Source organism: uncultured Allobaculum sp. (assembly GCF_948576815.1).
Lineage (GTDB): Bacteria > Bacillota_I > Bacilli_A > Erysipelotrichales > Erysipelotrichaceae > Allobaculum > Allobaculum fili.
Window position 1 is genome coordinate 17,476 of the sequence record NZ_CAPAEZ010000027.1, and the last position, 12,561, is coordinate 30,036.

8 protein-coding genes are annotated in these 12,561 nt (G+C 51.1%); 1 reads left to right on the top strand and 7 read right to left on the bottom strand.

Features of this window, described 5'->3' with window-relative positions; genetic code table 11:
- Positions 1 to 396: 396 nt before the first annotated feature.
- Positions 397 to 2,670, bottom strand: coding sequence for a glycogen/starch/alpha-glucan phosphorylase (locus Q2J39_RS05360; RefSeq protein ID WP_288339277.1), 2,274 nt, complete (start codon positions 2,668 to 2,670; stop codon positions 397 to 399).
- A 182-nt stretch (positions 2,671 to 2,852) separates the two neighbouring features.
- Here Q2J39_RS05360 and Q2J39_RS05365 point away from each other — a divergent pair, with 182 nt between their 5' ends.
- The gene (locus Q2J39_RS05365) at positions 2,853 to 3,374 is read left to right on the top strand and encodes a hypothetical protein (RefSeq protein WP_230266523.1); all 522 of its coding nucleotides are present in this window, start codon (positions 2,853 to 2,855) and stop codon (positions 3,372 to 3,374) included.
- A gap of 460 nt (positions 3,375 to 3,834) precedes the next feature.
- On the opposite strand, the gene Q2J39_RS05370 is transcribed toward Q2J39_RS05365, so the two are convergent.
- From Q2J39_RS05370 to Q2J39_RS05395, 6 genes are all read right to left on the bottom strand, one after another.
- Positions 3,835 to 5,595 carry a Na/Pi cotransporter family protein gene (locus tag Q2J39_RS05370; protein ID WP_230266522.1) on the bottom strand — a complete coding sequence of 587 codons (1,761 nt, stop codon included), beginning with the start codon at positions 5,593 to 5,595 and terminating at the stop codon, positions 3,835 to 3,837.
- A 338-nt stretch (positions 5,596 to 5,933) separates the two neighbouring features.
- The gene (gene malQ, locus Q2J39_RS05375) at positions 5,934 to 7,490 is read right to left on the bottom strand and encodes a 4-alpha-glucanotransferase (protein WP_230266521.1); all 1,557 of its coding nucleotides are present in this window, start codon (positions 7,488 to 7,490) and stop codon (positions 5,934 to 5,936) included.
- A gap of 138 nt (positions 7,491 to 7,628) precedes the next feature.
- The gene (locus Q2J39_RS05380; RefSeq protein WP_230266520.1) at positions 7,629 to 8,807 is read right to left on the bottom strand and encodes a LacI family DNA-binding transcriptional regulator; all 1,179 of its coding nucleotides are present in this window, start codon (positions 8,805 to 8,807) and stop codon (positions 7,629 to 7,631) included.
- A complete protein-coding gene (locus Q2J39_RS05385) occupies positions 8,791 to 9,642 on the bottom strand; it encodes a carbohydrate ABC transporter permease (protein WP_230266519.1) in 852 nt (283 codons plus the stop codon). The genes Q2J39_RS05380 and Q2J39_RS05385 overlap by 17 nt, the downstream gene beginning before the upstream one ends.
- A complete protein-coding gene (locus Q2J39_RS05390) occupies positions 9,639 to 10,490 on the bottom strand; it encodes a carbohydrate ABC transporter permease (RefSeq protein WP_230266518.1) in 852 nt (283 codons plus the stop codon). Before Q2J39_RS05390 ends, Q2J39_RS05385 begins: the two co-directional genes overlap by 4 nt.
- Positions 10,491 to 10,951: 461 nt before the next feature.
- A complete protein-coding gene (locus tag Q2J39_RS05395; protein WP_230266517.1) occupies positions 10,952 to 12,274 on the bottom strand; it encodes an ABC transporter substrate-binding protein in 1,323 nt (440 codons plus the stop codon).
- Positions 12,275 to 12,561 lie beyond the last annotated feature (287 nt).

Genomic DNA, 12,561 nt, shown 5'->3' on the forward strand with positions numbered 1-12,561 from the left:
ATTCTCCTTTTTATTTTTGGATGGTATTTCGAATACGTAAATTGTTTTCGGATCCCTTTGCGGATGCTCGGGTGAATCCTGAGTGGGGTAAAACAAGTCCTGCGCGCCCTGAAAGAGCGCTTCATAAAAAGCGGACAACTTTGTCCAGGAACCGTGCAGCCGGATTGGTACGCAAAGAAACTCCCCGGTCATTTTTGCGTACGCCCGACGCGAAGCGGGTCGCTGGCTGATTCTATATTTTTCCTCTTCCCGGATCTACGGGTGTAAAAAAATCCTGTTTTTGCAATTTGAAGCAGAATCGTAAGGTTTACGGGCAAAACGAACAATGCGCAGAAGCCGACGGCCCTGCGCACTGCGTATTTCTGTTTCGGATTTCTATTGCCGGATGGGGATATCTTATTTCAGTTTCCAGATATCCTTGTTGTACTGTTCGATGGTGCGGTCGCTGGAGAAGTAGCCGGCCATTGCGATGTTGGTGAGGGCCATGGCATACCATTTATCCTTGTCGGCGTAAGCCGCATACGCTTTCTTGCGCTCAGCCATGTAGGCTTCCAGATCGCGCAGAGCCATGAACCAGTCCTTAGTCGTCATGTCATGGTGCAGACGATGCAGGCATTCCGGATCGCCCAGAGCCATCATTTCTTCGCCGACCAGGAAGTTCACAATGTCGTTGACCTCAGGTTCTGCTTCGAGCACGGCCTGCGGATGGTAGTCCCCTTTTGCGTAGCTTTCGATGACGTCTTCACTCTTTGTTCCGAAAATGAAGATGTTGTCGTCGCCGACGAGGTCGTGAATTTCGACGTTGGCGCCGTCATCGGTTCCGAGGGTTACCGCGCCGTTCAGCATGAATTTCATATTGCTGGTACCGGACGCTTCCTTGGAAGCCAGCGAAATCTGTTCGGAAATATCCGCAGCCGGAATCAGTTTTTCGGCACAGGTGACATCATAGTTTTCCACCATGACAACCTGCATATATTTCGAAACTTCCGGATCGCTGTCGACAATCTGCGAGAAGACGAGAATGGCATGAATAATATCCTTGGCCAGAATGTAAGCCGGGGCGGCCTTGGCACCGAAAATAATGGTGACTTTCTGTTCCGGCTTGTAGCCGTTCCTGATCTCCTGATACAGGTGAATGGCCGAAAGCAGGTTCATCTGCTGGCGCTTGTATTCATGGAGACGCTTTACCTGAATATCAAAGATGGAATGGGTATCGAGTTCGATGCCCTGACGGTTTTTGAGGAATACCGCGAGCTCTTCCTTCTTTTCCTGCTTGATCGCAGCCAGCTGCTTCAGCGCTTGGGGCTGTTTCACAAACGGGAGAAGTTTCGCCAGCTCATCGGCGTTTTTCAAAAAGCCGGTTCCGATCTTGGAAATAATCCAGTCGGTCAGCTGCGGGTTGCACGCCTGGAGCCAGCGGCGGAAGGTGATGCCGTTTGTCTTGTTGTTGAACTTTTCCGGATAGAGTTCATAAAAATCATGAAGTTCGGTATCTTTCAGAATGTCTGTGTGGATTTTGGCTACGCCGTTGGTCGACTTGGAGAAATGGATATCCATGTTTGCCATGTGAACGACGCCGTTTTCGTCGATAATCGCAGTTTTCGGGTTGTCCGAACGTTCTTTGGCGCGCTTGTCAAGTTCTTCGATAATCGGCAGCAGCTGCGGCGCTACCTGTTCGAGGAATCCCATCGGCCATTTTTCCAGCGCTTCCGCCAGAATGGTGTGGTTGGTGTAGGCGCAGGTCTGTTCGGTCTGTTCGATGGCTTCATCGAGCGTCAGACCGTTTTCCATGAGCAGACGGATCAGTTCCGGGATAACCATGGAAGGATGGGTATCGTTGATCTGAATGACGGCATGCCTGGAGATTTCCTGTAAAGGATAGCCGGCAGCCTTCATGTCCTCGATAATCATCTGCGCACCGGCGCTGACGAGGAAATACTGCTGGTAAACGCGAAGCAGACGGCCTGCGTCGTCGCTGTCATCCGGGTAAAGGAACAGTGTCAGGTTTTTGCGGATATCGTCTTTATCAAAGCCGATGCCGCTTTGTACGATGCTTTCGTCTACCGTGTCGAGATCAAACAGCATAAGGGGGTTTTTCTTTTTCGTGTAGCCGCACACATCAATGGAATACAGATGCGCATCTACGCTGAAATCGCCGAACTGTACCGGGAAGTACTTGCCCGTATCCGTAAGCCAGGAATTGTCGCTCAGCCATGGATCCGGATATTCTTTCTGCTTGTAGTCTTCAAAAGCCTGGTGGAACAGGCCCAGATGATAATTCAGGCCGACACCGTCGCCTGGCAGTTCGAGGGTTGCGATAGAATCCAGGAAGCACGCAGCCAGACGGCCGAGACCGCCGTTGCCCAGCGAAGGTTCTGGTTCGTATTCTTCTACTGCTGCAAGAGATTTTCCATTCTTTTTCAGGATGTCCCGTACCTCGGCATACAGGCCCAGGTTAAGAAGGTTATTGGAAAGAAGCTTCCCAATGAGGAACTCTGCTGAAATGTAATAAAGACGGCGATCGCCCTTGATTTCTTCAACGCCTTTTAAAAGATCTTTTGTCAGATCCAGGAGAATGTAGTAAAGTTCGCGGTCTGTGCAGTCTTTCAGACGTTTTCCATAATAGAACTCTGCAATATTCTCGAGAGTTTGGTTCAAATCAATGTCCATAGGTCTTGAATTACCTCCTGCCTGTATGATACAAACCCGACCGTTGAAAAGCATTTTAGACGAATCAAAAAGAGATACTTCCTTTTTCAAAGCGTTTTCAGTTTATTCGCGAACAGACAGTTTATTTAGCAGCAGGGAAAATGGTAAAATAGTTGTCAAGCGTTCTGAAAGGAGCTGTACATATGGCCTTTTACGCAATCTGGTTTCTCGGCTTCGCCCTGTGCATTCTGGCCGTCTATTTCCTTTACAAAAATGTCGTGTCGCTTCGGGATTCGATGACAGCACAGAAGCAGTTTCGAAAGCTTCACGAAGGTTCCGTTCTGGCCACATTCGATCAGGGCTGGATCTGGATCGACATCATTCTGGCCTTCGTTTCCCTCTCCTTCGCTACGCAGGCGTCCACCCTGGCCGGCTCGACGCAGTTCGCGCCCGAAACGCTCTGCTTTATCGGCATCGCCATTTTCTGTGCCGGCAAGGCGGTTTCCCGCTGGAACGCCGGACGTATGGTTTTCTATCGCCAGGGCATCTTCTACAAAACCGAAGAAATCCCCTATTCTTCCATCAAGGAACTTCCCGCCTACGGCAAGCAGTATGAACTTTCCGGCAAAAAGGAAAAGTACATGATTTCCCGTCGTCAGGAACAGGAAATCCTCAAGCAGAAAGAAGAATGGCGAAACGCACGCCGCAGCAAGAAGCAAAAATAAGCGGCTGCCCGATCCTTTTCCCATTGCACGACAGGCCTCTGTCAAGGCGCGATTCCTGCGCGAACAGAGGCCTTTTATTTTTTGTCTGTATGAAGCTTAAGGTTCTGGATTTGCATCACGCAAAGGTCAGCTTAGCGCGCAGGACGGTTTGTATGCGGACAGTTTGAACGTTCTGCCCATACAGCCGTATACAGCCGGCTCATTGCTCGCATATTCCGCCTGTCCTGCGAACAGACAGCTTTGCCACCACATCCATCGGCATCCGTAGGCGTTCATCGATCTGCCGTATCTCAAAACAAAGAACGCCCGACCGGTTCCAGAATAAGGGAAAGATCGGGCGTTCTGCTTTTTCTAAATTTGGAAAACAAATGCCATAGGAGCGGTTCAAGCGAATTGGAAATGCAATCCTGCCTGCAGAGAAAGACAGGAACTTTGCAAAACGTACCGCCGATTTTGCGAACTAGATCGAGTACTTTGTTTCGTACTGACGAAGCATTTCCTGATAATCCGGACGCATTTCGGTGGTGTAGGCACGCAGGTAACGGTGTACCGAGAAGTCCTTTTCCGCTTCCTTGACCACGTCCAGAGCGATCGCCGCGCAATGGTCTACGATGCGCTGGAAATCCGAAATAATGTCCGCCTGCAGGAAGCCTGCTTCCATCGAGCAGGTGCCGGCTTTCAGTCGGCTGATGTGGCGTTTTTTAATCTGCGAAGCGGAAAGCGAAACGAGCTGAGAAAGGGCGAAGACGCGCTTGATCTCATCCACGTTGCTGGACATGAAGTTGTCCACCGTAATCGTTACCGCTTCTTCTGCAGCCGCTGCGATGACGTTCAGTTCATCGAGCGCGGGCATGGAAAATTTCTGTTTCTTTTCCTTCATGCTCTTGGTGATGTCCGCAATGGACAGGGCGTAGTCGCCGATCGCTTCAAAGTCCGCAATGGCCTGCAGCGACTTCGAAATGTTCTGCGATTCGCGATACGTAACGCCGGTAGCCGTCAGTTTAACAAGATACTTGCCGAGTTTTTCTTCGTATTTATTCAGTGTCTGCTCGAGGTCGGAAACCTTGCGGTAGCCCTCGGGCGTATAGTCATTGATCAGCGTTACTGCACGCAGCACGTTTTTGCGTGCCTTGCGGCCCATGCCTTCCATGACATCCATGGCGGCCTGGTACGCGAGATCCGGGTTGGCGAGAAGACGGCCTTCCAGTTTGTCGAAGTCGCCGAGATCTTCTTCGTCCGCAGGATCTGCCGGCACGATCAGGAAGACGAGCTTCTTAATCTGCTTTACAAACGGCAGCATCGCCGTCATCGTCAGCGCGCGGAAAATCGTATTCGTCGCCGCGATCGAGAACGGGTTCATGACATCTGAAGCCATGTTCAGAATGCCGGCCGCTTCAAGCGGATAGTACACAACGGAGGCGAGCAGCGTCGAAAGCACCGCGGTCAATAGATAAACCAGCGAGGTTCGGACACCGTCCTTGTTGGCGCCTACGGCAGCCAGAAGTACAGGACAGGACGCGCCGATGCCGATGCCCATTACGAGCGGGAACGTCGACTGGAACGTCAGCGCGCCGGTAACGCTTAACGACTGCACAACGCCGACGGCAGCCGAGGACGACTGCAGAACCGCAGCAGCCAGGATACCGAACAGCAGGGCGATCATGGGGTTATTGAGCGTGGCCATCGCATTGATGAACGTCGGGTCGGTTTTCAAAGGCGCAACCGCACCGGACATCATGCTCATGCCGGTCATGAGAACCGCAAAGCCGAGCAGAATGTTGCCGAAAGATTTCGTCGTGTCTTTTTTGGAAAACATCTGCAGGAGCATGCCTGCAATCGCCATGACGGCGGTAATTGTTGTCGAGGAAAAGTAGGAAGCCCATCCGGCTCCGTCGAGAAAGGACATGCAGACGATCCATCCGGTAATACTGGTGCCAATGTTGGCGCCAAGGATTACGCCGATCGCCTGTGTGACCTTCATCATTCCGGAATTGACAAAGCCAATGACCATCACGGTCGCAGCGGATGAAGACTGAATCACGCAGGTTACTGCTGTTCCGAGCAGAAAACCTTTCAGGGGGGAGTTCGTCAGCCGGTAGAGGATCATTTCCATTTTGTTACCGGCAACCTTCTTCAGGCCGTCCGACATGGAACTCATTCCAAACAGAAAGAGAGCTACGCCAGTCAGCAGGCCGAGAATCATCGAAACTGTATCGTTCATTCTTTTCTCCATGCCCTTCTTGGGCTGAACATATTCAATCTATCCTATTCTTTCATGTTCTTGAAATTCAGACAACACAACAGTGCCTGCGAACCGCTGAAAATTTTCTGAAAATTAAAAAACTTCCGGACGAAAGCCCGCAGGAGCTGTCCGGAAGTTATCTTTTTTGGATAAAAATCAAATGCGATAAAGCTTATTTCTTGACCAATCCCGCTTTTTCGATAAGCCAGCGCAAACGGTCTGTCCGTAATTTCCTGCCTTTTTTACCGTTCCTTCCAGATGAATTTTCCAAGAATTTTTCATCCTTTTTTTCGGCTATGGACAGAATTTCGATCGGTTTAAGCGAAGGCCTGTTCGGCTTCAGCAGAGGTTTCGCTGCTTTCCGTTGTTTCGGCTTCTTCTTTTTTCGGCTTTGGCGCCCGGCCGTACAGTTTGGTCAGCCAGGTCAGGGCGCCTTCGATATCGTCAGTCAGCCAGCCCGGTGTCAGACGCCAGGTCCAGTTGCCGGAAGGCTTGCCCGGGGTGTTCATGCGCGCGGAAGAGTCAAGGTTGAGCAGATCCTGCGCCTGCAGAATGGAGGTATCGCTTGGCGAAGCGATGACGGTGCGCATCATTTCCCAGTTGTATTCATCCGGGTTGTAGGCATCCATGAAATCACAGGCGTACTTTTTGTCTTCCGGCGAAATCGAATGGAACCAGCCCTGGATCGTTTCATTGTCGTGCGTTCCCGCATAGGCAATGGAGTTTTTCGGATAATTGTACGGCAGGTATTCCGATCCGGAGTCATCGCGGGAATCAAACGCGAACTCGAGAATCTTCATGCCCGGGAAACCGGATTCTGCCAGCATTTCCTTAACGGAGTCTGTAAGGAAGCCCAGGTCTTCGGCAACGATGTTGCGCTTGCCGATTTTCTTTTCCATGACCTTGAACAGATCGATGCCCGGCCCTTTGAGCCATTCGCCTTTCTTGGCAGTTTTGGCGCCGTAAGGAATGGCATAGAACGAATCAAAGCCGCGGAAGTGGTCGATGCGCAGAATATCAAAGACTTTGGTCAGATGATCGATCCGGCGAATCCACCAGTCGTAGCCGGTTTTCTTATGGTAGTCCCAGTCGTAGAGCGGGTTGCCCCAGAGCTGGCCGTCCGCGGAAAATCCGTCAGGCGGGCAGCCGGCAACGGCGCTTGGACGGCCGTCCTTGTCGAGCAGGAACAGTTCCGGATGGCTCCAGGCGTCTACGGAATCGAGCGCGACATAAATCGGCAGGTCGCCGAGAATTTCTACCCCGTTTTCGTTCGCATAGGCGCGCAGCGCGTCCCACTGCTTGAAAAACAGATACTGCATGACTTTGTAGTAGTCCATGCGATCCTTGTTTTCCTGCGCCCATTTCGCAGTCTTTTTCGCATCGTAAAGACGATGTTCTTCGTCCCAGTCGAGCCACGCCTTGCCTTCGTTGGCATCTTTTAACGCCATGAACAGCGCGTAGTCATCGAGCCAGTGGGCGTTCTTCTTGCAGAACGTCTCATACTCGGCATCCGGATTTTCCAGGAAGCGATTGACCGCTTTGGCCAGAACCGGATAACGGTTGTTGTACATCTTTCCAAAATCGACCTGATCGGCTTTTTCGCCCCAGTCGATATATTTGTAGTCTTCTTCATTGAGCAGGCCGTCTTTAGCGAGCAGATCCAGATCGATGAAATAGGGGTTGCCCGCAAACGTCGAGTAGGAAGCGTAGGGAGAATCGCCGTAGCCGGTCGGGCACAGGGGGAGTACCTGCCAGACGGACTGTCCGCTGCGTTTCAGGAAATCGACGAAGTCATAGGCTTCTTTGCCCAGCGTTCCGATTCCATAAGGAGAAGGAAGACTGGAAATGTGAAGAAGGATTCCATTTTTTCGCATAGTTCACTCTTTCTAAAGCTTGTATAAGCTCTATTCCATTCCGTTTCAAAGACTGTCCCATCCCCGTTCAGAGGGGGATTTCTGGGATTGTATCAATAGGTCTGAAGCTTTTCCTGGAGCCTTTCCAAAAGCGTTTCGTCACGATCCCGCGTATTCTTCTTTTTCCGATTGATCTTTCTGAGATTCGTCATTCTCAGACTGGTCTGTCTTCGATTCGTCTTTTTGAGCGTTTTCCGGAGGAACAGAATCTTCATTTGGAAAAACCGGGATCCCGTCTGCGCCCGGCTTTGGACAGCTTGGCGCAAAGGACATGCTCCAGGAGACGGGAATATGGCAGTCTCTGTCGGTCCGGAAAAATCCTAACATTTTCAATGCCGTTTTTGAAAGCTGTCCCGCCTCCGTCTCCAGATCCCGTCTTGCCGCGCTAAGCCTTGGACAGGCATAGTCGCAAAGATCGCTCTGCGCCAGGGTGATCACCTTCAGCTTTTCTCCTGGAACATAGCCAAGATCCTGCGCGGCGCGAAGCGCGCCAAGCGCCATGTTTTCTTCAAAAACGAGCAGGCCGTCCAGATCCGGCATCTGCCAGACGAGTTCTTTCAGGCCGGCATAGCCCGCATTTTTCGAACACGTGCAGCAGACGCCCTGCTTTTGCAGGGAAAAGACCTGATTCCGTGAATAGAAGGCGTACTGCACACCGAGAATGAAATCCGCGCTTTCGATCGAATTTTCGCGGTCGGCGTACAAAATGCCGATCCTGCGGCATCCGTTTTCGAAAAGAAGCTCCGTGCACTGCTGGGCGATTTCGGTAATCGGCAAAAAGAAGCAGGCGGTTCTGCTGGCGTCCAGAGAGGAAAGATCCCCGCTGAAATAAATGGCCGGAATTTTAATCCGGCCATGAATATGCATCAGCATCTGTCGAGAGGCACCGATCACAATGACCAATTCGCAGCTGGTCTGCTCGATGCGCGTAAGAATTTCATCTTCCCCTGCCTGTGCGGAAAGCTCCATCAGAGTCAGGGGCTTGCGTTCCATTTCCTTATGGCCTTCCAGCCGGCTTTTCACACGCTCAGCGAGCGTCTGATAATACGGGAACGGCTGGCTGTGCACCAGAATGAGAACGCCGGATTTTTCCTTGCGGCGCAGGGCCGAAGCCCGGTCATTGCGAACAAAGCCGCTGACGGCAATCGCTCTTTCTACATCCGCGACGGCCTTTTCACTGACGCCCGGAGCGCGGTTGAGCACCCGGGAGACTGTGCCTAAAGACCAGCCGGAAAGACGGGCGAGATCTTTGACGGTCGCTTTAGCCTTTGACGGCACCGGCGGCTACACCCTTGATGATGTGTTTCTGACCAAGAATGTAAACGATGATAATCGGGATGATCGTCATGATGATGGAGGCCATCATCGGACCCATCGATACTTTTCCGTAGCTTCCGCGGAAGTACTGAATCAGCATCGGGATGGTTTTGTATTTCGTGATATCCAGAACCAGAGTCGGCAGAAGGTAGTCGTTCCAGATCCACATCGCCTGCAGAATCGTAACGGAAACCATCGTCGGTTTCAGAATCGGCATAACGACTTTGAAGAACGTCTGGAGCGGGGTACAGCCGTCGATCATGGCCGCTTCTTCAATTTCCACCGGAATGGATTTTACGAAGCCGGCGAACATGAAGACCGCCAGACCGGCACCAAAGCCAAGATAGATGACCCAGATGTTGAACGGGTTGTTCAGTTTGAGCATGTCCGCCGTCTGCGAAAGGGTGAACATAACCATCTGAAACGGTACAACCATCGAGAATACGAACAGGTAGTACAGGAAGTTGTTGAACTTGGTATGAACGCGGGTGATATACCAGGCACACATCGAACAGCAGATAATAATTGCGAGAACCGAGGTGATGGTAATCAGCGTGGAATAGCCAAGCGAAACGAGGAATCCCTGCGAATTGATTGCTTCGGAATAGTTGGCGAAGCCCGCAAACTGCGCGGCGTTCGGCAGGTCAAAGACGCTGCTTGTCGTAATGGCACTCTCCACTTTCAGAGAGTTGACGAGAATCATGAAAACCGGGTAAATCCACAGAACGGCCAGTACGACCATGAGAATAAAGAGGCAGACCTCTTTTGCGGAACTTTTACGTTTTGCGTCACTCATGCCTGTACCTCCTTGCTTCTTGTGGCTTTCAGCTGCCAGAAGCCGATCAGAATAACAGCAATCGAGAAGATAACCGACTTAGCCTGGCCGATACCTTTCCACTGCGGGCCGGAACGGCCGTAGAAGGTCCTGTAAATGTTCAGCGCGAGCATTTCGGTTAAATGGTTTGGATCGCCGTTGGTCAGAGCCAGGTTCTGGTCGAACAGTTTCAGCGAGTTGGTCAGTGTCAGGAAGACACAGATCGTAATGGACGGCATCATCATCGGAATTTTGACTTTCCAGAGAATCTGCCAGTCGGTCGCGCCGTCAATCCTGGCGGCTTCGACGAGGTCATCGGGGACGTTCTGCAGTCCGGCGATGTAAATGATCATCATGTAGCCGATCTGCTGCCAGCACATCAGGATGATGATGCCCCAGTAGCCGGCTGTGCCGTTCAGTTTCAGCAAAGGCTGAACCGCGATGGAGAGGACACCGTTGATCAGAATCTGCCAGATGTAGCCAAGAACGATACCGCCGATCAGGTTTGGCATGAAGAAGACGGTACGGAAGAAGTTCGTACCTTTAAGCTTCTGGGTCAGTGCCATAGCCAGAGCGAAGGCGAGAATGTTGATGGCGAGGATGTTGACCACCGTCACGGCGATGGTAAATCCGGCAGAGCGAAGGAACTGGGCGTCCGTCAGGGCGCTGACGTAGTTGCCAAAACCGATGAATTTCGCATTGCCTACGGTCGTGAATTTACAGAAGGAAAGATAGAGACCTTCAAAGAAGGGGACGATAAATCCAATCGTAAATGCGATCAGGGTAGGCAGCACGAAGATCCAGCCGTATTTCTTTAACGCTTTTTCCATAAGCTGCTCCTATTCTTTACTGCAAGTCCTCTATGTAAACGTTTCAAACGCTTGCCATAAAAGGACAGAATTCGTTTCCTGTACGGAAACCATCCTTCCCTGCCTTCTCCTTATCCCGGCTAAGCGGAATGAGAATGAGAAGCGTTCAGGGAGCGGATGGATCCGACAGAAAAGCAAAGCGTTTCTTTTTAATTTTGTTGATTTTGTTTTATGCACAGCTTCTTCTGCGTCCCGTTTCGAGCGAAACAGGCCAGAGAGAAGCGGGTATTTCAATAATTTTATTTTCTGAAGCACGCTGCTCTTTTTGAACAGGGTGAACAGAAAGCAAAAACAGCGCAGACGGTAAAAACAGGTTTTCCGGCTGCGCTGCTCAGGTGCCCGGATCAGCAGGCACCTGGATTTTCCTGAAGCCTGTGCAAGAGGTCTTCAGGCACTGCTGAATCGCCAATCCGGATCAGCGGCTATTTGGCAAGTTCTTTTTCGTTTTTCCAGTCAACAGTGAAGGCTTCTTTTACCTTCTCCCAGTTGGCATCGGTTGGATCTGCTGCGTAAGCGGTCAGAGCAGAACCCAGAGTGTTCTTCCATTCTTCGGAAGGCATGGTTGTGAAGTTCCAGGATACTGGTGTCTTGCCTTCTTCCGTCAGCTTAATGTCTTCCTGAACGAAGATGTTCGGGCTTGGTTTTGCATCCTTGAACGGGATGGTCAGGCCAAGATCGTCCGCCATGAATGTGGTTCCTTCGTCAGTAGTAACCAGCCAGTTCATGAAGTCGAGCGTAGCCTGGATATCGTCAGCGGAAGCTTCCTTGTTGACTACCCAGTAGTTTTCCGTACCTGTGGACAGGCCCTGGTTGGCTTCGTCGCCGGCACCGATATAAATTGGGATCATCGTCAGCTGATCGTCAGTCATGCCGCCGTCAATCAGGTTTGTGTATTCCCAGGAACCGTTCTGGAAGAATACGGCTTCGCCGTTCAGAAATTCACGTTCGGAATCGTCCATCGTCTTGGAAGCGAGGTCTTTTCCTTCGGTTGTGGAATCTGTGATGTACAGATCGAAGATATCGCGGTAATTATCGAGATAAGTGCCCTTCAGTTCGTCCTTGTCCGTTACGCCGTCATCTTTGTATTCGAAGTAGATCGGCATGTTGGCCAGGTGCGTTTTGAAACGCCAGTCGGAAGATCCGTCCATGCCTGCAGAGGAGAAGGCGGAGAATCCGAGTTCGTCCTTGCGGGACTGGATATCGTCTGCAACGTTTTTCAGAGTTTCGAAGCTTGTGATTTCGTCAACGGAGTGGCCTGCCTTTTCGAGCAGTTCAGTGTTGACGATAATGCCGTAGGATTCAATCGCATAGGCGATCGCAGCTACATCGTTGTCTGCTTTGTCGCCGATGTACAGAGCGTAGCTGTCGCTGGTCAGCTGATCGAATACTGGAGTGTCATACAGGTTGTATGCATAGTCTTCCCAGTTTTTCAGGCCGACTGGACCATTGACCTGGAACAGCGTTGGAGCGCCGCTCTTGCCCATTTCCGACATCAAGGTTGTTTCGTAGTTGCCGCTGGCTGCAGTAACTACTTTTACGTCTACACCCGTTTCGTCAGTATACTTCTTAGCGAGTTCCTGCCAGGCTTTGTCTGCTTCTGGTTTGAAGTTCAGATAATACACGGAACCTTTGGATCCGTCGCCAGAAGCTTTGGAAGCATCAGCAGTTTCTCCGCCGTCGCCGCATCCAGCCAGGAGCATGGAGCCTGCAAGCGCAGCAGCAGCAAATTTCTGCCAGTTTTTCATGAAATGTCCTCCTTAAGTGTGCAGCAAATACAGTCCTGATCCGATATTTTTACCGTATTCGTCACAAACTTTGTTCAACACTTTGATTATAGGTAGGCAAATCTTTCAATTCGCCTGTAATGACCGAACAACCGATTGCCCGAACAAAAGGGTAAGGGGTTACCACTGTGTCGGAACCAAACCTTTTTTATTTTTGCACGCAGGAAAGTGTACCGTTTTTTTTACACACAATTACCAATGCTGTTCACTTAAGCTTCACAAGCTCACTTACAAATCAGGTTAGTTCC